General features: G+C 59.4%; 15 protein-coding genes. 7 read left to right on the plus strand and 8 right to left on the minus strand.

Translation table 11 applies throughout. From position 1 onward, the window contains the following. The first annotated feature begins 347 nt into the window (after positions 1-347). Positions 348-2,672 (plus strand): arylsulfatase, encoded by a 2,325-nt coding sequence (locus B9Z50_RS13320; protein ID WP_108365437.1) that lies wholly within the window; start codon positions 348-350, stop codon positions 2,670-2,672. A gap of 75 nt (positions 2,673-2,747) precedes the next feature. On the opposite strand, the gene B9Z50_RS13325 is transcribed toward B9Z50_RS13320, so the two are convergent. The 8 genes from B9Z50_RS13325 to B9Z50_RS13360 form a co-directional block, all read right to left on the minus strand. After that, positions 2,748-3,449, minus strand: a complete 702-nt coding sequence (locus tag B9Z50_RS13325; protein ID WP_158270686.1) for a sulfite exporter TauE/SafE family protein — start codon at positions 3,447-3,449, stop codon at positions 2,748-2,750. A gap of 355 nt (positions 3,450-3,804) precedes the next feature. Continuing rightward, positions 3,805-5,589 carry an amidohydrolase family protein gene (locus B9Z50_RS13330; protein ID WP_233249868.1) on the minus strand — a complete coding sequence of 595 codons (1,785 nt, stop codon included), beginning with the start codon at positions 5,587-5,589 and terminating at the stop codon, positions 3,805-3,807. Positions 5,590-5,591: 2 nt separating this feature from the next. Beyond that, positions 5,592-6,581: a tripartite tricarboxylate transporter substrate binding protein gene (locus B9Z50_RS13335; protein WP_108365135.1), complete on the minus strand. Its 990-nt coding sequence runs from the start codon at positions 6,579-6,581 to the stop codon at positions 5,592-5,594. A 33-nt stretch (positions 6,582-6,614) separates the two neighbouring features. Next, positions 6,615-8,921, minus strand: a complete 2,307-nt coding sequence (locus tag B9Z50_RS13340) for an arylsulfatase (protein WP_108365137.1) — start codon at positions 8,919-8,921, stop codon at positions 6,615-6,617. Between the two features lie 44 nt (positions 8,922-8,965). After that, on the minus strand, positions 8,966-10,582 hold the full coding sequence (locus B9Z50_RS13345; RefSeq protein WP_108365139.1) for a GMC family oxidoreductase: 1,617 nt from the start codon (positions 10,580-10,582) through the stop codon (positions 8,966-8,968). Next, complete coding sequence (locus B9Z50_RS13350) at positions 10,579-11,298, minus strand: thiamine pyrophosphate-dependent enzyme (protein ID WP_233249869.1); 720 nt, start codon at positions 11,296-11,298, stop codon at positions 10,579-10,581. Before B9Z50_RS13350 ends, B9Z50_RS13345 begins: the two co-directional genes overlap by 4 nt. 22 nt (positions 11,299-11,320) lie before the next feature. Beyond that, positions 11,321-11,851, minus strand: a complete 531-nt coding sequence (locus B9Z50_RS13355; protein ID WP_108365141.1) for a thiamine pyrophosphate-binding protein — start codon at positions 11,849-11,851, stop codon at positions 11,321-11,323. Between the two features lie 130 nt (positions 11,852-11,981). After that, entirely contained in the window at positions 11,982-12,737 is a 756-nt protein-coding gene (locus tag B9Z50_RS13360; protein ID WP_108365143.1) for a Crp/Fnr family transcriptional regulator, read from the minus strand. A 505-nt stretch (positions 12,738-13,242) separates the two neighbouring features. Between B9Z50_RS13360 and B9Z50_RS13365 the strand changes: the two genes are divergently transcribed. From B9Z50_RS13365 to B9Z50_RS13390, 6 genes are all read left to right on the plus strand, one after another. Beyond that, on the plus strand, positions 13,243-14,193 hold the full coding sequence (locus B9Z50_RS13365) for a LysR family transcriptional regulator (protein ID WP_108365145.1): 951 nt from the start codon (positions 13,243-13,245) through the stop codon (positions 14,191-14,193). A 39-nt stretch (positions 14,194-14,232) separates the two neighbouring features. Beyond that, positions 14,233-15,786 carry an ABC transporter ATP-binding protein gene (locus B9Z50_RS13370; protein WP_108365147.1) on the plus strand — a complete coding sequence of 518 codons (1,554 nt, stop codon included), beginning with the start codon at positions 14,233-14,235 and terminating at the stop codon, positions 15,784-15,786. Next, the gene (locus B9Z50_RS13375) at positions 15,773-16,846 is read left to right on the plus strand and encodes an ABC transporter permease (RefSeq protein WP_108365149.1); all 1,074 of its coding nucleotides are present in this window, start codon (positions 15,773-15,775) and stop codon (positions 16,844-16,846) included. The genes B9Z50_RS13370 and B9Z50_RS13375 overlap by 14 nt, the downstream gene beginning before the upstream one ends. Continuing rightward, positions 16,846-17,766 carry an ABC transporter permease gene (locus tag B9Z50_RS13380; protein ID WP_108365151.1) on the plus strand — a complete coding sequence of 307 codons (921 nt, stop codon included), beginning with the start codon at positions 16,846-16,848 and terminating at the stop codon, positions 17,764-17,766. The genes B9Z50_RS13375 and B9Z50_RS13380 overlap by 1 nt, the downstream gene beginning before the upstream one ends. 44 nt (positions 17,767-17,810) lie before the next feature. After that, a complete protein-coding gene (locus B9Z50_RS13385) occupies positions 17,811-18,950 on the plus strand; it encodes a BMP family ABC transporter substrate-binding protein (protein ID WP_108365153.1) in 1,140 nt (379 codons plus the stop codon). A gap of 106 nt (positions 18,951-19,056) precedes the next feature. Beyond that, complete coding sequence (locus B9Z50_RS13390) at positions 19,057-20,283, plus strand: benzoate/H(+) symporter BenE family transporter (RefSeq protein ID WP_108365155.1); 1,227 nt, start codon at positions 19,057-19,059, stop codon at positions 20,281-20,283. Positions 20,284-20,299 lie beyond the last annotated feature (16 nt).

Here is a 20,299-nt window from a genome sequence, read left to right on the forward strand (position 1 = left end):
GTGCTGCATGCTAGTGCAAAGTCGCCTGGGGAATATGCACAAATCCTGATACGGGTTATGGGGTTTGGGGCATGGCGTGATCATGGCTGGACTTCCCATGTTTCAAATCAAGGATGTCAAGGACCACCGGAGTGTTTGCGTGCTGGCAAAGTGCGTTTCCCCAGTGCAGCGCTCAACTCATCACAGCCCCAATGCGTTGTCGACCTCCTAGGGCGAACCACTAGCGCTAAGGCAACCATATGTCGGTGTTTTGACATTCACGATCCATCGCGCTCCATAAAATGAGCCATCGATCTATTGATGGCATTTGGCTTTACCGAATGCCCATTTATGCACAAGGAGCCTGCATGCCCTCCAAAGACTCGTCATCGTTGAAAGTCGCCGATCCAGGGGCTCTTTTTTCCGGGCGCATCGGCCAAACTTTGCCAGAATCCACGCCAAGTTGGTCGCCTCGTTTGGGTGCGCCACAAGGCAGTCCGAACATCATCGTGATCCTGCTCGACGACCTTGGGTTTTCTGACTTTGGTTGTTACGGTGGTGAGATTCACACGCCGAATATCGACCGTCTGGCTGCCCAGGGATTGCGCTACACCCACTACACCACAGTGCCCATGTGCACACCTGCTCGTGCCGCGCTGCTGACGGGTAAGAACCCCCACAGCGTTGGCTGTGGTTGGCTGACGCACAACGACCCGGGCTATCCGGGCTATCGCGGCGAAATCTCCAAGGATGCGCCCTTGATGTCAGAGCTTTTGCGCGAACAGGGTTGGTCGACCATGGCCCTCGGCAAATGGCACAACACTTACGACCGCAACCTGCACAGCGCCGCTGACAACAGCGGCTGGCCCCTGCAACGAGGCTTTGATCGCTTCTACGGCTTCATGGGCGCCGAGACCAGCTACTACCAGCCCGATCGCATGCTCGAAGGCAATCAGCTGTCACAAGTGGACGGGTATCCAGAGGGCTACTTTGCCCCTGATGACTACACCAGTCGGGCCATTGCTTGGATCGCGGAAAACCGCGCCAGCGCACCGGACAAACCTTTCTTCACCTACCTCGCCTTCCAGTCGCCGCACACGCCGCACCAGGCCAAGCCCGAAGACCAGGCCAAATACCGCGGTGTGTACGAGGCGGGGTGGGACGCCTTGCGGCTGGCGCGTTTCGAGCGCCAGAGGGCCATGGGGCTGATCGAACCCAACGCCGTATTGCCACCGCGCAATCCCGGCATCCCCGAGTGGGCCACCCTTCCAACCGAGCAAAAAGAACTGTACGCACGCTACATGGCGTGTTACGCCGGACTGGTGGACAACGTCGATCAAAACGTGGGTCGCTTACTGGCCTTTCTGGAAAAAAGCGGTCAACTCGACAACACGCTGATCATGATCACGTCGGACAACGGTGCCAATTCCATTGGCGGCCCGACCGGTGTGATGAACCTACAGGACCGTCGCCAGGGCTTTCCGGAAGACGCTGCACTGGTACGCCGGCTGGTAGAGACGAACGCCGTCGGCAACGACGCCACCTACGCGGCTTACCCCAGCGGCTGGTCGCAGTTGTCCAACACTCCCTACCGCTTCTACAAGCGCACGCCCATGGCCGGCGGCATCCGGGTGCCTTTTGTTGTGCATTGGCCACAGGGCCTTGCCGACCCGGGGGGGCTGCGATCGCAATGGATTCACGTCACCGATGTGCTGCCGACTTTGCTAGATCTGACCGGCGGCAACTACCCTCAAGTGCATAACGGATACCGCACTCGCCACATGGATGGAAAGAGCTTCGCGGCCTCGCTGCACCAGCTCGATGCCCCCGTGCAGCGACAGCGCCAGTATTACGAGCTGCAAGGTAACCGAGGCTACATCAGCGGTGAATGGAAAATCGTTTCGCTTCAACCGCCACTGCAACCACTCGACTTGAACAACTGGATGCTGTTCCACATCGCCAGCGACCCCACTGAGGTGCAGGACCTGGCTGCCAGCCAGCCCGAGGTGCTGCAACGTCTGATGGCTGAGTTTGAGGCCGAAGCCACCGCGAACTATGTCTACCCGATTGACAACCGTGACGACCGGCGCGCCATCACGTTGCCGCCGCATGAGCTTGCTCAAGCCCTTCTTCCGCGTGACTTTTATCGCGAAAGCGAAGCCATACCTGGTGTGACTGTTTCGCCCATGATCGCTGACCGGAATTTCGTGTTGCGCGCGCAGTTCGACTGGCGCACCGGCGACGAAGGTGTGATTGTGGCGATGGGCGACCACTTCAGCGGCATGGTGCTGTTTGTCATGGACGGTGCACTGCATTTCACCTACCAGCTTTGGTATCGCCCCATTGAGTTGATCCCGATCCTGTTGACGCCAGGGACACAGGACTTCGTGTTGAATTACCGTGCCCTCGGCAATCGTCAAGGGCAGGGCCATTTCACATTGAACGGACAGGTCGTGGCTGCAGGGGCTGACCTTTCGCCCACGATGGTGAGGCTGCCCTCGGGCGGTCTGAGCGTGGGCATCAACAAGCGCCGAGCCATCAGCGAACGCTATGCCGATCGGGGTGCGTTCCGCTACAGCGGTCAGATTGACCGGGTGAGGCTTGAGCCAGGTGACCAACCGGCCGACTCGCCAATGGTGCTGGATGAAGCGGCCGTGCAGGCCCGGCTGCGGGCTATGGCCAGACAGAATTGAACAAGACCCTTGCAAGGATTCGCGCTGTTGTTTGGCGTGATGGTGCCGTGAATAATCAATACGGCACATCGCGACTCACGGTCCGAGCAGGGCACGGGCTATGCTCAAAATCCCTAAAACACAGGTCAATACCACGCTCACCAGGCGAGCAGCTTGGCCGCCGTAGCGGACAAACAACCTGTTGCCAAGCGTGTCGCCCAGCAACACCACTGGCAAGGCCAGAGCAAAAAGCAGCAGCACCGGCGCAGTGATGTGGCCGCCAAACAAATAAGCGCATGCCGCCATCAGGCACACCGTCAACAGCCCCAGTGCTAGGGTCGCGCGGGCCTGGCCCATGTCGGTTGCGGTGAGCATTAATAACACCACCACTGGCGGCCCGGCAATGCCCACGGCGCCACCCAACACCCCTGAAGCCAGCCCTGCCAGAGTCAGTGCTGGCAAAGTCAAGGCTTGGGGGCGGGGCGGTATCAGGAGCATGGCTGCCGACAGCGCCAGAACCAACAGACCCATCACAAGGCGCAGTCCAGCTTCGCCTATGGCGGTGTGCAACCAGTACCCCACCGGCGTGCCCACCAAACCCGAGAGCAGCAAGGGCAGAAAAATCCGGCGAGAGATCTTGCCCCGCATTGCCGGTACATTCTTCAAAGTGGCGGCCAAGGCAAGCAGGATGTTCAGCACCACGGCCTGCTCGGGTGGAAACACCAAACTCAGCATGGGGACCGCGATGATTGAAAAAGCCCAACCGGTCATGGCTCGAATAACTGAGGCCAATAGCATGGATGTTCCAAGCCATAGCAGGCCTATCGGGCTGACGTCACCCATGTACAAACTCACTGTTCAATGGATAGCGAGAGATGCCAAACACGTCGCCGCAGCTTGGCATCGGCCACACCGTGTGCAATCCGATGCAAAAGTTGAAGCAACCGTGTGGCACCCATGTTCATCTGGAGTCGAATTCGAATGAGGTGGCTGCCGATTGTTTTGGCACCAGCACCATCGTTTGCAGATTAAGTTGCTAAAACGAGTCGCGATCGGCTGGCGCAGCCAGCACCGACTTCAAGCCAAACATCGGCAGGAAATTTGGACTGACTGATTTGACCTTTTGCGAATGCAATCGATGAAAAAACCTGTCCTATGCTGCTGCCCCGTGTGTCCACCGTCCGGGCCGCGCATCGGTGATTTGTCCATTTTCGATCACTGGCTGCCCAGAAACCAGGGTCGCCACATAACCCATCGACTTTTGGATCATCCTGCGTCCGCCCATTGGCAAGTCGCGCACGATTTCGGGCATGGGCAGGGCCAAGCGATCAAAGTCGATGAGATTGATGTCGGCCTTCATGCCGGCCGCAATGACACCCCGATCATTCAATCCCATGTGCGCGGCATTGCGCTGCGTCAGCATCTGCACGACTTGTGGAAGCGGGATTTTTTCACCCCGGGTGCGTTGCAGTCCCCAATGCGCAAGCATCGTGGTTGAGATGCTGGCATCGCAGATGGTGCCCACGTGGGCACCTGCGTCTCCCAGCGAGCAAAGTACTTGGGGGTGCATCATCATTTCGCGCACCCTGTCTAGCGATCCGTTGAGGTAGTTGTGGATCGGAAAATAGACCAAGTTATTGCCATCGCCTTGCGCAAGGTGGTCGTACATCAGCTCACGTGCAGTGACGCCGCGCGCTTTGGCCTGAGCCCCAAAAGACAGCTCGGGCAGCGGCTCGTAATCCATGCTGCCGTCCGAGCCGGGCAGCAGCGGAAACAGTGTGAAGGCGATTTGCTCAAAGCGCTGAATCACGAAGTCTGCCAATGGTGGGACGGATGAACCTTCCACCGACAGGCTCACTGGCGCTTCCGACAGGATGCGGGCCCGCGTGGTGGGGTCGCGCAGTTGTGCCGCACGCTCTTTGGCTGGCAAGTGAGCAATGGCTTGGTAACTCGGGAATGCGGCCAGCAGGTTGAGAGTGGTGTCGAGTCCGTTGAACACGCCGATTCCGCGAGGCGATGCCTGCAACTTAACGTCGATTCCCTTGGCAGCGCTGGCCAGTGAAGCGTCGCCCAGCCACTGACTTTGCTGGGGTGCGATGACGCGGTCCATCCAAGTGATGGAAATGGGCCGCCCTGCGACTTTGGCCATGTCTTCGAGTTTGCTGTACTCACGGTCAAATCGAGCTTTCTCTTCCGCAGGCGCGCCCCGTGGGCTGGCGAAGTCGCTGATGCCTTGCAGAACGCGGTAAGGCAGGTCTTTGAGCACGGCTGCAAGGCTGTTGAGCTCGACCGGCGACACCTCAAAGGATGGGGTCATCCGGCCTTGTGCGGTGCGATGGGTCTCGGTGCTGCCCACAGCCAGTCCGCAGGCCCCATCCAGCAGTGCTTGACGCAGCAGAGCCTGCATCTGCACGATGTCATCGGCCTTGGCCGGCTCGCCGCGTGCAGCGCGCTCGCCCATCACATACAGGCGCAGCGTGTCATGCGGCACCAGCGTCATGAAATCGAGGGAATGCGGCTGGGCGTCGAGAGCTCGGCCATAGTCGGTAAAACTTTCCCAGTTCCATTTCATGCCCTCGGTGAGCGCGGTTCCAGGGATTTCCTCTACACCTTCCATCAGGTCAATCAGAACGTCTCGATCTCCGGGGCGAACGGGCGCAAAGCCGACGCCGCAGTTGCCCATCACAACGGTGGTCACACCGTGGTAAATACTCGGTGCAAAGGTTTCGTCCCATGAGGCTTGGCCGTCGTAGTGTGTATGGATGTCCACAAAGCCCGGCAGCACGTGCAGGCCCGTGGCATCAATGGTGCGTTGTGCTGGTCCGTCGATTTGGCCCACGGCAGTGATTCGACCATCTCGAATGCCTACGTCCGCAACGAAGGGCTCGCTTCCTGTGCCGTCGATGACGGTGCCGCCTTTGATGAGGGTGTCCAGCATGTTCATGGTGCTTTCAGTCCGAGTTTGACGACCATTGCTTTATTGACAACAAGCTCGTCTCGTATCTGAGTCGCAAAGGCAGCGGGTGTTGGATTGACTTCCAACTTGCCACCCACCTTGCTGATCATGTCCATTACCGCGGGTTCGGCCACAGCGGCTTTCAGTGCACTGACGAGACGGTTGACTTGGGCATCTGGCGTTGCGGCAGGGACCACCAGACCACCCCAAGGCTCATCTTGGTAGTTGGAGACGCCACCCTCGGCCACGGTGGGTACGTTAGGCAACTGTGGCATGCGCACGGCCCCGGTGGTTGCCAGCGCTCGCAGTTTGCCAGCCTTCATTTGTTCGATCACCGCACCGGGTGGCGCAAAGACGAAGTCGATCGATCCACTCACTACGGCGAAAACGCCCTCGATCGCACCCTTAAAGGGCACGTGCGTGGCCTTCAATCCACCTGGGAATTTTTCATCCATTTGCTCGAACATCAAATGGGTGGGCGAGCCCTTGCCGCCACTGCCGTAATTGAGCTTGTTAGGTGCAGATTGCATCGCCTTGATCAGGTCGGCCAGTGTGGCGTAGGGTGATGTCGCAGAAACCACCAGCACATGCGGAGACGAACTGACTTTCCCGATGGGCTTGAAGTCGCGCAACACGTTCATACGGCCTGTTATCTCTTGAACCGTCAGGATGCCCGAGTGCATGTATAGGATAGAGCTACCATCGGTCGGACCGCTGGTCACGGCCTGTACCGCGATCATCCCGGCAGCACCTGGCTTGTTGTCCACGATCACTGTTTTGTTCAGATTTTTGGCGAGTGCTTCGCCCAACTTTCTAACAAATACGTCAACGCCACCACCCGCAGGCAAAGGTACAACAATTTTGTACGTGTCAGGCCCAGATGCGGTCTGAGCCATGGCCATCGGTGTTATTGAGACCAATACCACCGCAGCGGTGAGGCCTGTCAATGTGCGACGAAGTTTGGATAATTGCATAGTTGTCTCCTGGTTGGTTTTTCTGACAGTCCATCAATCGCGCTGGCGATGGATGTTCGCTTCGATCGAATTGATGATCGAACCGGGAGCCTGTGGGCCTGGTTCGATCACCACACGGTCAATCGTCCCGTTGTAGGGAAAGGTGCGCTTGTGTGCATAACGGTGCGACACACGCTGGCGGCGGTCCATGCCGATGTCGATGCCTTCAACGTGGATGCCAATGATGGTGGGTGACATGCCGGTGTAGGGCACGGCCTCTGTGCCGTTGACCAGCAGTCGACCCTCTCCACGGCGTTGACCCAGTGCGCGGTATTCAAGCACCACATCTTGTGTGCCCCCGGTCATCGCAACAGGCGGCAGCTCCACGGGTGACATCCAGCGGTGGAACACGAAGTGCAGTTGTCCGCCCATGACATAGAGCACCAGACCCACAAAAGCCTCGCCAATGGCAAAGATCACACCTTCTTGACCTGGTTGCCAATCGAATTTGCTTCGGATGGTGAAGTTGCGGTCCCCCAGTAGCGGGGCCACCACGGCGCGCGCTACGGTCGGTGTGCCTGCAAAAAAAGTGCGTGGCTGGTTGACCGTTTCAGCCATGAAGGGCGGTATGGTCACCGCACGCTCTAGGGCCCGGTTGTCCAAGGGGTAGACGTAGTTGGCGCGCGCTTCGGCATCGAACACGGCAGCCATTCGAGCGACCCGCTCGGGTTGCTGCGAGGCCAAATCGGTGGTCTCGCAAGGATCCGTCGCTAAATCAAACAGCATCCAGTTGTCCAAGGAGGCGATCACGCCGCCACGTGGTTGCAGTGATGCAATTTTCCAGTGACCCTCGATGTAGGCGCGGTTGGCTTCTAACTCGTAATGCTGACTGTTGCGCTGCGAAAGCGCACTGCCATCCACGAGCATGGTCGCGAAGCTCACGCCGTCGGGCTTTCGTGCATCAAAGCCATGGCTCGATAACGGATGTGAGATACCCAATAAGTCGAGCAGCGTCGGTGTGACGTCGGTGACGTGAATCCATTCTTGGCGAATAGCCCCAGAGTCTTTGACCTTGTCTGGCCAATGCAAAACAAAGGGAACACGTATGCCACCATTCAAGGGTGTGCGTTTGAATAAACGAAACGGTGTATTGGACACCTGTGCCCAGCCAGTTGGGTAAGCGGGTAACGATTCGTCCTGACCCAAGCTGCCATCACGCGTCATCTGAAGGGCGCGGGCGTGGTCAACAGGCTGGCCTTCGCGCTGGTCCACATAGTTGGGTGTTCCTTCCAACCCACCGACGGCGCTGGCGCCGTTGTCGGAACTGAGCACGATGATGGTGTTGTCCAGCAGGCCGGCGTCCTTGAGGAAACCGACAATGCGGCCCACATTTTGGTCGATGTTGTCCACCAGGGCGGCATACAACTCCATGTACTTGGCGAACAGCTCCTGGCGTTCTGCCGGTAGGCTGTCCCAGGCGGGCACGCCGGGTGGTAAGGGGGCAAGCTGATGGCGCTCATCGAGCAGACCCATGGCACGCTGACGCTCAAAGCGGGCCTGACGAAACACGTTCCAGCCTTGGTTGTAGCGTCCCTTGTATTTGGCGATGTCCTGGGCTTTGGCCTGGATCGGCATGTGTGGTGCGTTGAACGCGGTGTACAGAAAAAACGGGTGGTCGGGCTCGCTGGCGTGGTGCTCTTTCATCCAGCGGATGGCGCGGCTGGTCCAGTCGTCGGTGGCGAAGTGATCGTCGGGATAGGCATCGACCTCGACCGGGTTGTTGCCTTCGTACAGGCGTTCGGGCTGGAAGTAACTGGTCTCGGCATCCATGAAGCCATAAAACTTCTGAAAGCCACGTTGCAGTGGCCACGAGCTGTGATCACCAGCTTCGTGTACGTTGTGGCTCCAAGTGTTGTGCCACTTGCCCACCATCATGGTGGTGTAACCCTCAGCGCCCAAAATTTCGGCAAGGGTGGGCGCATCGGGCGCGATCTCGCCTGAGTACCCAGGGTAACCGGGGTTGGCGTGAGCGATCCATCCACAGCCCACGGAGTGAGGATTTTTACCTGTCAACAATGCCGCACGCGCGGGTGAACACATGGGCACCGTGGTGTAGTTGGCAAATCGCAGGCCACCTGCGGCGAGGGCATCGATGTGGGGTGTGGCGATTTCACTGCCATAACAACCCAGATCGGAAAAACCCAAGTCGTCGAGGTAAACCACCACCACGTTGGGCTTGCCGTGCACACGTTGGCTTTTGGTCTGGGGCCACCAAGCCTTCGAGTCCTTGATAAGCTGCTCGATGTGCCCCGGAAAATTCGCTCCGGGGTCACCGTTTCGGCTGCTGTCTGGATGGGTCATGAATTCTGTTTTCCTGCGGAAGTGGGTTAGGCCATGAAAAGCGCTTAGTCGTTCAGGACGAAATCCGCCGCGCGCTCGCCTATGGCGATGCAGATGGCGTTGGTGTTGGTGGATGCGATGCTGGGCATGACGGAGCCATCGGCTATTCGCAGTCCGCGGATGCCATGCACGCGCAATTGCGGGTCGACCACCGACTGCGCTGCGTCTGTGCCCATGCGGCAAGTGCCCACCGGGTGGTAGGCCGTTGCGCCGGTAGCGCGCAGGTAGTCCACCAGGGCTTCGTCACTGGCCTTTTCCGGGCCCGGTCGTACCTCGCGCCGAATCAGTTGCGACAACGGTCCGGTTTCGGCGGTTTTGCGCGACAGCTTGAGCCCTTGCAAACAGGCGTTCAGGTCGTCTGGGTGGGTGTAGTGGTTGGACACCAGCACCGGGTTGGCTGCGGGGTCACGGCTGCGAATGTGCGAATGCCCGCGCGAGCGCGGACGGATCTGGAATGAGGCGAGGGTGATGCCATCGAACGTGTCCAGCTCGATCTTGCCTGCGCCACGGTTTCCTGGGCTGCTGACCTGCTGTATTTGCAGCTTGAGGTCGGCATCGGTGCTGCCGGGCTGCATCGCTGCAAAGGCTTGAGCCGTGATGGTGACTGACGACAGCGGACCATCGCGTTGTGTCAACCAGCGCAAAGCCAGTCGGGCTTGCCCAAGGGGGCTGCTCAGGTCTCGGTTCCAGCTCACGTCGCGCGTGGCTTCGTACATCACTGGGCTGTAAACGTGTTCGCTCAGGTTTTCGCCCACCATGGGCAGCTCGTGCAGCAGCGGCACCCCGACTTGCGCCAGCACCTCCCGTCGGCCTATGCCTGACAGCTCCAGCAACTGGGGCGAGTTGAACGCCCCGCCGCACAGAACGACTTCGCGCCGCGCACGCAGCGTGACATCGGCTTCGTCGATTTTGGCCAGCACGCCGGTGGCACGGCCACCTTCGATGAGCACGCGCCCGACCAGCACGCCAGTTTTCAAAGTCAGATTGGGGCGCCCGATGGCGTCGTCGAGGTAGGCCATGCGGGTGTTGCAGCGCACGCCGTTACGGGTGTTGAATTGCAAATAGCTGCCGCCATAACCGCGTTCGTTGTAGTCCTTCACGCGTGGCGTCACACCGGCCTGTTCCAGTGAGTCCAAGAAGGCGTCGGGCAAGGCGTCTACCGGCTTGAACTCGGTGACCGTGACGGGCCCATTGCGGCCTCGACGGTCAGGATCACCACCGGTGAAGCTTTCGATTTTCTTGAACCATGGCAGCAGGTCGGCATGGGCCCAGCCGGGGCAGCCGTCCTGCGCCCATTTGTCGTATTCGTGTGGCGTGCCATGCACCCAGATCATGCCGTTCACTGTGCTGGAGCCACCCACCACCCAGCCGCGTGGCCAGTAGATCTTGCGGTCCTTCATTTGCGGATCAGGTTCGGTAAAAAAGTCCCGGATGACCTTGCCCTGCTGCAACACCTTGACAACCCCCGCAGGGATGCGGGTCCACAGATTGGTGTCTGCCGGGCCCGCTTCGAGCAGCAGCACGCTGTGCTTGCCGTTCTCACTCAGGCGTGCGGCCAACGGCGCGCCAGACGAGCCCGCTCCCACCACAATGAAATCGTAGGTGTCGGTGGGCATGTTCATGCGGCATCCTGGGCCAGCCAGTCCTGCAAAGCCAGTGCCTCATCGCCCATGCGGGTGTACTGGTTGGCTGGCAGCTCCCAGGGTTCAAAACCATCCTTGGTCTGTTTGGGCACGGGCTCCACCATCAGCTCGACGAACACCGGACCCTGCATGGCCAGCAGCAGGGGGAAGCGCTCGGCCCAGGTTGCGCCATCGGTGATGCGCTCGGCATGCACATAGCCGCACTTAAGTGCCACTTCGGCGAACTGGAAATCAGACGTTGGGGTCGACATGTTGTCGAGTCCTGTGAACTGCGTGCCGTTGTGCACCACACAGTGAAGCAGGTTTTTGGGCGCCTGTTGGGCCACCGTGGCCAATCCGCCGAGCTCCATCAGCAAGCTGGCGTCACCGTCCATGACGATCACTTTTTTATCTGGCCGTGCCAGAGCCAAACCCAAGGCTAAGCCGGCGGCGCCGCCCATCAGCGGCACCGAGTTGATGCGCCCGGCAAACGAGCCTTTGGCGGCTTCGGCGTGCGCGGGCTTGAGCACGGTCTTGATTTTGGCTACACCCAAACCCAACACCAGCCCGGCTTTTCCGCTCATCAGTGGTACACCGTTGGCATTGCCATCAGCGCCTTCGATGCGGTCAAAAATGAACATGGCGCCCATGGTGGCGACGACGATGCCGTCCCCCTTGCCCTTGGCGACCACACCCACAGCTTGCACAAAATTCATCATCGTCTCGCTCCTGCTTGTTTCAACGCCATGCCATGGGCGCACCCACCAGCAAAACCACTGCTGTGCGCTGCTCTTGTGCCTGTTCATAGGCCTGGTCTAACTTCAGCAGGTCCGCCTCCTTGTCCAGAATGTGAAAAGGGACGCCGATGGACTGAAGGAATGGCTCAGCAATGCGCACCATGGTGCGGGCAGACTCTGATGTGGGGTGGCCGATGTTGCTGAACTCGCGGCCGAACTGCCCGACCAGGAAGACCATGGGGATGTGCGCATCAAGGCAGACCGCACGTAAGGTATTGAAGCAGTTGTAAAGGCCTTGGTTCTGCATCATCACCAGCGGACGTTTGCCGCCAATGGTCAGGCCTGCGGCAACGGTGACGACCTGATTCTCGTTGCAGGCATTGATCACGCGAATGCCTTCAACCCCCTTGTTCAGGCGATCGTGAAGTGACAGCTGGATCCAGTCCGGCACGGTCACCACATGGTCAACTTGATTGCGTGTGAGTGCCTTCACACATGCACTCGCAGAAATGGAAAAATCACCAAGACTCATGAGCAATTCCAGTTAATTAGTTGCTCAGAGTCTGGTCGATCTCCCCCGTCAAGTCTGTCAGAACTCAGACAATTCGATCAAGAATTGGTGTTAGGGAAAACGCCAGTGATGTGCGCATGACCGGCAACAATCAGCTTTCCGAAAGTTGTTTTAGCGCAGTCATGTTGGTGATAGAAATTCGGGAGTAATGCAATCGCACCAACCCTTCAGCCTCCATTTTTTTCAACGCAAAATTCACACTTTGACGGCTGACGCCGAGCATGTCAGCGACATCGGTTTGTGAAAGACCAATGTCCACGTCAGTTGAAACGAGAGACGACTTCTTTGCAAAGAGATCGGCACACATGCACAGAATATGAGCCAGTCTATTTTCCAAAACCCATGCTGGATCGGCCGCCAATCGGTCGTACATCAAACGCATGCGACGCACCAATAAACGTTCACACGCCATGACCAAACTGATGTGTTGGTGACGCAAATCTGTCAATTCTTGTGCATTGAACTCCATGACTAACGCATCGTTGCGGGCAAGCACATCATGTAAATGTGCGCCCCCGTCAATCATCCCTGTGAAGCTTATAAAGTCTCCAGGTAGTGCCAGACCGACCAAATGGCGATGGCCATCGGACTGGATTCGTGCAATTTCTAAAACGCCATCCAGGAGCATGCAGACACGTGTAACGGGCATGCCAGATCTGCACACATATTCACCTTTTGCAACTTGCTTGGCTCTTCCAATGTTGATCAATGCATTCAGTACTGTTTGCGAACAGGTATTGAAAGCAGGCGATCGCGCCAAGAGCTGTTGCGCAAGATCTTGTGGACATGACGAACCAACAAGCCCAACGGGAAGTTGATTTGCCTTCGCTGTGACAATTTTCCCCATCAGAAATCACCATTTTCAAATTTTTCAACTATCACATTTTTAGATGAATGAGGCTTCATTTTGGCTTCCCATATTGAATAACCTTCATTCGCACAGTCATCTCACCCTCAACTCAGCTTAACTCAGCGTTGTCCAACGCTGCAAACAATTGAAAATATAGGGCTAACCCTAGATAAAGCCATTTCGAATACGACTTCAATCCAGACGATGTGATGCCTTCAACTGAGGCCATCAACGCTCTAGGTATGCGCCAGTATCAAGTAAATGATGTCGATGCATTAAGGCGGGCTGTCGAGTTTGCTCAGATTTTCGTGACAGGCTTAGGTGGTACATTCGCCCGCATTCCACTGGCATCTTGAGATCAAAAAGAGCCTGACCCACACATAGAAATCAGAGGCAAATTCATGGACGTGAGTGATCAGACAGCATGGGTGGTGTACATATTTCCCCGGGTAAACCCTGATGCCTGCTTGCGCCAAGCCATAAAGTCTATTTGGGTTTCGATATGAAGCAGCCGCATCTTTTCGACAAGATCGACCTTCAACTCATTCGAACCCTTCACATCTTGCTCATCGAACGCAGTGTCTCCAAAACCGCCATGCGGCTGGGCCAGCAGCAGCCGGCTGTGTCGGTGGCGCTTCGGCGTCTGCGCGAGCTGACCGGTGACCCGATCTTGGTGCGTTCGGGCACCGGCATGGTGCCCACCGATGTTGGCTTGCGCATGCTGGGGCCTGTCACGCAAATCTTGCAATCGGCCGAAAGCCTGTTTTCTCCCGCTCGGGCGTTTGATCCGGCCCACGCGCAAGAGACATTTCGAATTGCCGCCAGCGACACGCTGGACCCGCTGTTTTTGCCTTCGGTCATGGCTCGCATCAAGTCATTGGCGCCGGATTGCCGGGTCGAGGTGCATGCCTTGTCAGCGCAGGCGCAATACGCACACGATCTGGGCCAGGGCCTGATCGACGTGGTGATTGGCAACTGGGCCCAGCCCAGCGAGGAGTTGCACCGCGCCCAGTTGTTTGAAGACGACATCATGAGCCTCGTCAGCAGCAAACACCCGGCTGTGCGCCGGGGATGGACGCAAGATGACTGGCTGGCCTGCGAGCACATCGCGCCCACGCCGGCCTATCCGGGCTGGCGCGGCGTGATCGATGAGCACCTGGACCGCTTGGGGCTGGAGCGCCACATTTCGGCGCGGTGTGCCCACTTTGGCCTGATGCCGCGCATGGTGGCATCGAGTTTGCTTGTGCTGACCACGGGGCGACACTACTGCCAGCGCTTTCTGGAAGGCGACGTGCCTTCGGACTTGGCTTTGCTGCAGTGTCCGGTGCCTTTTCCCAAGATGGTCTATTACCAGCTTTGGCACGAACGCAGCCACAACGCCGAGGCGGCCCGGTGGCTGCGAGAACAGGTGAAAATCAGCGCTTTGCAGTTGTCGTCCCCGACAGCTGCCTGAACCTTCCTGACGACAAAACCAACAAGAACATCTACAGACATGACCACACCCCTTTTGTCTTTGCAAGGCATCACCAAGCGCTACCCGGGCGTGGTGGCCAACCAGGACGTGTCGCTGACCGTGATGCCCGGCCAGGCCCATGCTGTGCTGGGCGAAAACGGCGCGGGCAAGTCCACACTGATGAAAATCATCTACGGCTCGGTCAAGCCTGACGAGGGCCAGGTGGTGTTCAACGGCCAGCCAGTCAGCATCCGCAACCCGCAAGAGGCGCGCAAGCTGGGCATCAGCATGGTGTTTCAGCACTTCAGCCTGTTTGACACGCTCACCGTGGCTGAAAACGTTTGGCTGGGTCTGGACAAGTCGCTGAGCTTGGCCGAAGTGACCGAGCGCATCGTGGCCAAAGCCAGCGAGTACGGCCTGGACCTGGAGCCCGAGCGCCCGGTGCACACCCTGAGCGTGGGCGAGATGCAGCGGGTCGAGATCATCCGTGCGCTGTTGACTGAACCCAAGTTGTTGATTTTGGACGAGCCCACTTCGGTGTTGACGCCGCAGGCGGTGGAGAAATTGTTTGTGGTCTTGCACAAGCTGGTCGGCCTGGGCGTGAGCATTTTGTACATCTCGCACAAGTTGCACGAGATCCGGGCGCTGTGCAGTGCCTGCACGGTGCTGCGTGGCGGCAGGCTCACGGGTGTATGTGACCCGCGAGAAGAAACGAACGCTTCGCTCAGCCGCTTGATGATCGGCGCCGAGCCCCCGGCCTTGCAGCATGTGGCGCGTGCGCCGGGCGAGGTGGTGTTATCGGTGCAGGGCCTGAGCCTTATGCGGCAAGACCCGTTTGGCGTGGACCTGGAGGGCATCAACTTGCAGGTGCGGGCGGGCGAGGTGGTGGGCCTGGCCGGGGTGTCAGGCAATGGCCAGAAAGAATTGATGTGGGCCTTGTCGGGTGAAGACACCCGGGCGGGCGTGCAGTGCGGCGCGGCCAGTGTGAGTTTGTTGGGTCAGCCGGTGGCGGCCATGGGGCCGGTTCCACGCAGGCAAATGGGCTTGCACTTTGTGCCCGAAGAGCGCTTAGGGCGCGGCGCTGTGCCGTCGCTGAGCCTGTCGCAAAACCTGTTGCTCACGCGCAGCGAAGCCGTGGGCGCGGGCGGTTGGGTGCGCATGGGGGCGTTGGCCGATCAGGCGCGCAGCATCATCGACCGCTTCAAGGTCAAGGCGTCTGGCCCAGATGCCCCAGCGCAGTCGCTGTCGGGCGGCAATTTGCAAAAGTTCATCGTGGGGCGCGAGATCAGCGCTTCGCCCAAGTTGCTCATCGTCTCGCAGCCCACTTGGGGTGTGGACGTGGGCGCGGCGGCGCAGATTCGCGCCGAGATTTTGGCGCTGCGCGACGCGGGTTGTGCAGTGCTGGTGGTGAGTGAGGAGTTGGAAGAATTGTTCGAGTTGTCTGACCGATTGCATGTGATCGCCAAGGGGCGCTTGTCGCCGTCTGTGGCGCGGGCCGAGGCCACGGTGGCGCTGATTGGCGAGTGGATGAGCGGCTTGTGGCCTGTCTCCCAGAACGACAAGTCACAGGAGGCGCAACATGCTCAAGCTTGAACCCCGTCCCCAGGCCTCGCGCCTGTGGACTTATGCATCGCCCCTGCTGGCGCTGGTGCTCACCGTGCTGCTGGGCGTGGCGCTGTTCATGGCGCTGGGCAAAGACCCGGTGCGCGGGCTGCAAATGTTCTTTTGGGAGCCGGTCAAAACCAGTTACGCCCTGGGCGAGTTGATGGTCAAGGCCACGCCGCTCTTGGTCATCGCTTTGGGTTTGTCGGTGTGTTTCAGGTCCAACGTCTGGAACATCGGGGCCGAGGGCCAGTTTGTCATCGGCGCGGTGTGCGCCGGGGGCGTGGCGCTCTTGGCCGACAAAGACACAGGTCGCTGGATTGTGCTGGCCGTGTTGCTGGCGGGTGTGCTGGGCGGCATGTTGTGGGCGGGCATCACAGCGCTGCTGCGCGACCGCTTCAATGCCAGCGAGATTTTGGTCAGCCTGATGCTGGTTTACGTGGCCGACATGGTGCTGAGTTACCTGGTTTATGGTCCTTGGAAAGACCCAGCCGGATTCAATTTTCCGCAGTCCAAAACCTTCGAGGCGGTCACGCAGATCCCGCGTTTGATGGACGGCTCGCGCGTCAGCGTGGGCTTGCTCTTGGCGCTGGTGGGTGCTGGCTTGCTGTGGGTGTTCTTGTTCCGCACACGGGCGGGCTTTGCCCAGCAAGTGGGCGGTCTGGCCCCTGATGCGGCGCGCTACGCAGGTTTTTCTTCGCGTAAGGCGCTGTGGGTGGCGCTCATGGTGTCGGGCGGCGCGGCGGGTTTGGCGGGCGCTTTGGAGGTGGCTGGGCCCATCGGACAGCTGACGCCTTATGTACCGGCGGGCTATGGTTTTGCCGCCATCATCGTGGCCTTTGTCGGGCGCTTGCACCCGGCGGGCATGGTGCTGTCGGCGGTGCTGATGAGCATGTTCTACATCGGCGGCGAGTTGGCGCAGTCGCGCCTGGGTCTGCCCAAGTCGATCACTGGCGTGTTCCAGGGTTTGCTGCTGTTTTGTTTGTTGGCGTGTGACACGCTGGTGGCCTACCGCTTGCGCTGGGTGGCGGTCAAGAAAGGAGGCGTGTGATGGAGTCATATGCATTGCTGATCGCGGCCACCCTGAACGCGGGGACGGTGCTGGCCATTGCCGCTTTGGGTTTGCTGATCAATGAAAAAGCAGGCGTGGTGAACTTGGGGGCCGAGGGCATGATGCTGTGCGCGGCCATCGCGGGCTTTGCGGCTGTGGTGCACACCGGCAACGACTGGCTGGGCTTTGCGGCGGGCATGGGCGCGGGCGCGGTGTTGGCGGCCATTTTTGGGGTGCTGGTCATTTGGCTGGGCACCAACCAATACGCCACGGGGCTGGCGCTGAGTCTTTTTGGTGTGGGCTTTTCTGCCTTTGTGGGCATTGGTTATGTGAAAGAAAAACTGCCCGAGCGGCCCCATTTTGCGGTGCCTTATCTGGCCGACATTCCGCTGGTGGGGCCCGCCTTGTTCAAACAGCATCCGCTCGTTTATGGGGCGATGGCGCTGGTGTTGGCCCTGATTTGGTTCCTGTACAAAAGCCGCACCGGTTTGGTGCTGCGGGCGGTGGGCGAATCGCCCGCTTCGGCACACGCCTTGGGCTACCCGGTGCGCCGCATTCGCCTTGCGGCGGTGGTGGCCGGGGGCTCACTGTGCGGCCTGGCCGGGGCCTACATCTCGGTGATTTACACCCCGCTGTGGGTCGAGGGCATGGTGGCAGGCAAGGGCTGGATTGCCCTGGCATTGACCACCTTTGCCACCTGGCGTCCGGCACGGGTCTTGCTCGGTGCTTACCTGTTTGGTGGCGTGACCATGCTGCAGTTCCATTTGCAAGGCATGGGCGTGCAAGTGCCCAGCCAGTTGCTCACGGCGCTGCCCTACATCGCCACCATCGTGGTGCTGGCCCTGATCTCGCGCAACCCAGCCTGGATTCGCGTGAACATGCCGGCGTCGCTGGGTAAACCGTTTTATCCCGGTTCATAATCTCGTTTTTTCAACCCCTGTAACCCTGATCCAAAGGACCTGACATGACAGACCTCTCCAAGCGCTCCATCGTCAAGATGGTGGCCCTGACCGCTGTGGCCGCCGCCGCACTGGTCGGCTGTGGCAAAAAAGAAGAAGCCCCCAAGGCTGAAGCCCCGGCTGCTGCGCCCGCCAAGCCCGAGCCGCTGAAGATCGCGTTTGCTTATGTCGGCCCTGTGGGCGACGGCGGCTGGACCTTTGCGCACGACAACGGCCGCAAGGAAATCGAAAAAGCCTTCGGCGACAAAGTGGTCACCACTTTTGTTGAAAAAGTGCCAGAAAGCGCTGACGCTGAGCGCGTGATCCGCGACATGGCCGCTCAAGGCAATAAGCTGATTTTTGGTACCACTTTTGGCTACATGGAGCCCATGCTCAAAGTGGCTGCTGACAACAAAGAAGTGAAATTCGAACACGCCACCGGCTACAAAACGGCCGAGAACATGCGCACTTACGACAGCCGCACCTACGAAGGCGCGTACATGGCTGGCGTGATCGCGGGCAAGATGACCAAAACCAACACCTTGGGCGTGGTCGCCTCCATCCCAATCCCTGAAGTGGTGCGCAACATCAACAGCTTCACCATGGGCGCGCAATCGGTCAACCCCAAGATCAAGACCAAAGTGGTCTGGGTGAACGAGTGGTTCAACCCACCGAAAGAAACCGAAGCCGCTACTTCGCTGATCAACGGCGGCGCGGACGTGCTGATGCAAAACACCGACTCGTCGGCCGTGTTGCAGACCGCCGAAAAAATGGGCAAGCGTGCCTTTGGCTGGGACTCCGACATGACCGCCTACGGCCCCAAGGCCCACCTGGGTTCGGCCGTGATCAACTGGGGCCCTTACTACGTCAAGGCCGTGGGTGAAGCCCTGGAAGGCAAGTGGAGCACCGGTCAAAGCTGGTGGGGCGTGAAAGAAGGCGCGATCGACATGGTCAACGTGGCCGCTGACGTGCCTGAAGACACCCAGAAGAAAATCGCTGACATCAAAGCCGGTCTGAAAGACGGCAGCTTCTCCATCTGGAAAGGCCCGATCGTGGACCAAGCCGGTAAAGAAGTGCTGGCCAAAGACGCTGTGGCCGACGACAAGTTCTTGGGTGGCGTGATGTTCTACGTCAAGGGCGTGGAAGGCAAGATCCCAGGCAAGTGATAGAAGGCGCCCCAACGGCGCTGAACGAACGAAGCCGCCCGATGCAAGTCGGGCGGCTTTTTTTTGATACCCTGAGACCCTCGCTCACACCTTCAAGGCCCAAGCTTTGTTCAACCACCTCGAAGCCCCCACCGCCGCACGCAGAAGCTGGCGGCAAATCTTGTCAGACTTTGGCAGCACCTACGCCGCCAATGCCCTGATTGGTTTTATCTTCGCTGCCACTGGCCCGGTGGCCATCATTTTGTCGGTGGGCACTGGCGGTGGGCTGTCGCCCGAGGAGCTGGCGTCCTGGGTGTTCGGGGTGTTCTTTGTCAATGGCTTGGTCACTTTGTTGATGAGCTGGCGCTTCACCACGCCCTTGGCCTTTGGCTGGACGATACCCGGCACGGTGCTGGTGGGGCCGGCTTTGCAGCACCTGAGTTTTGCTGAGGTGATTGGCGCTTTTTATGCGACCAGTGCGCTGATCTTGGTGCTGGGTCTGAGCGGCTGGGTCAAGCGCGTCATGGCGGCGCTGCCCATGCCGATTGTCATGGGCATGGTGGCCGGGGTGTTTTTGCGCTTTGGCCTGGACATCGTGCGGGCGCTGCAAAGCGACGTGGCCATTGCAGCGCCCATGGTGGCGGTCTTTTTGTTGCTGTCTGCCCGGGCCGATTGGGGCAAGCGCCTGCCGCCGGTCATTGGTGCCTTGCTGGTGGGGGCTTTGGCGGTGGCGGTGTCGGGCCGTCTCGATGCGGCTGCCTTGGGGCAACTGACCTTGGCGCAGCCGGTGATTCAGGCTCCGGTGTGGTCGTTTGCCGCAATGCTGGAGCTGGTGGTGCCCCTGGCCATCACGGTGCTGGTGGTGCAAAACGGCCAAGGTGTGGCCGTGCTCAAAAACGCCGGGCACGAGCCACCCGTCAACATGATCGCTGTGGCCTGCGGTATAGGTGCCGCCATCAGCGCGGTTTTTGGCGCGGTCAGCACTTGCCTCACGGGGCCGACCAATGGCTTGCTCACCTCGTCCGGCGAGAAACCACGCCACTACACTGGGGCGCTGATGTTCGGCGTGTTGGCGCTGTTGTTCGGCCTGATGGCGCCCACCTTCACCGGTTTGATGCTGGCCGCGCCCAAGGAGTTCATCATGGTGCTGGGCGGCTTGGCCATGCTGCGCGTGCTTCAAGGCGCGTTTGTGGCTTCGTTTGGTGCAGGCAAGTTTTCGCTCGGTGCACTGGTGAGTTTGCTGGTCACGGTGGCCGACATCGGCTTGTTCAACATTGGCGCGGCTTTTTGGGGCCTTGTCGCCGGGTTCGCGGTGTCGTGGTGGATGGAGCGGGGCGATTTTCAGCACCGCTGAAGACCCTACAGAGCAG

Origin of the sequence: Limnohabitans sp. Bal53 (assembly GCF_003063355.1) — a bacterium.
GTDB lineage: Bacteria > Pseudomonadota > Gammaproteobacteria > Burkholderiales > Burkholderiaceae_C > Limnohabitans_A.

What these genes read in the sequence shown, in the direction of transcription:
- B9Z50_RS13320 (WP_108365437.1), top strand. Translation starts at nt 348, where the DNA reads ATGCCCTCCAAAGACTCGTCATCGTTGAAAGTCGCCGATCCAGGGGCT.
- B9Z50_RS13385 (WP_108365153.1), top strand. Translation starts at nt 17,811, where the DNA reads ATGACAGACCTCTCCAAGCGCTCCATCGTCAAGATGGTGGCCCTGACC.
- B9Z50_RS13335 (WP_108365135.1), bottom strand. Translation starts at nt 6,581, where the DNA reads ATGCAATTATCCAAACTTCGTCGCACATTGACAGGCCTCACCGCTGCG.
- B9Z50_RS13360 (WP_108365143.1), bottom strand. Translation starts at nt 12,737, where the DNA reads ATGGGGAAAATTGTCACAGCGAAGGCAAATCAACTTCCCGTTGGGCTT.
- B9Z50_RS13330 (WP_233249868.1), bottom strand. Translation starts at nt 5,589, where the DNA reads ATGCTGGACACCCTCATCAAAGGCGGCACCGTCATCGACGGCACAGGA.
- B9Z50_RS13375 (WP_108365149.1), top strand. Translation starts at nt 15,773, where the DNA reads ATGCTCAAGCTTGAACCCCGTCCCCAGGCCTCGCGCCTGTGGACTTAT.
- B9Z50_RS13325 (WP_158270686.1), bottom strand. Translation starts at nt 3,449, where the DNA reads ATGCTATTGGCCTCAGTTATTCGAGCCATGACCGGTTGGGCTTTTTCA.
- B9Z50_RS13365 (WP_108365145.1), top strand. Translation starts at nt 13,243, where the DNA reads ATGAAGCAGCCGCATCTTTTCGACAAGATCGACCTTCAACTCATTCGA.
- B9Z50_RS13350 (WP_233249869.1), bottom strand. Translation starts at nt 11,298, where the DNA reads ATGAATTTTGTGCAAGCTGTGGGTGTGGTCGCCAAGGGCAAGGGGGAC.
- B9Z50_RS13380 (WP_108365151.1), top strand. Translation starts at nt 16,846, where the DNA reads ATGGAGTCATATGCATTGCTGATCGCGGCCACCCTGAACGCGGGGACG.
- B9Z50_RS13370 (WP_108365147.1), top strand. Translation starts at nt 14,233, where the DNA reads ATGACCACACCCCTTTTGTCTTTGCAAGGCATCACCAAGCGCTACCCG.
- B9Z50_RS13345 (WP_108365139.1), bottom strand. Translation starts at nt 10,582, where the DNA reads ATGAACATGCCCACCGACACCTACGATTTCATTGTGGTGGGAGCGGGC.
- B9Z50_RS13355 (WP_108365141.1), bottom strand. Translation starts at nt 11,851, where the DNA reads ATGAGTCTTGGTGATTTTTCCATTTCTGCGAGTGCATGTGTGAAGGCA.
- B9Z50_RS13340 (WP_108365137.1), bottom strand. Translation starts at nt 8,921, where the DNA reads ATGACCCATCCAGACAGCAGCCGAAACGGTGACCCCGGAGCGAATTTT.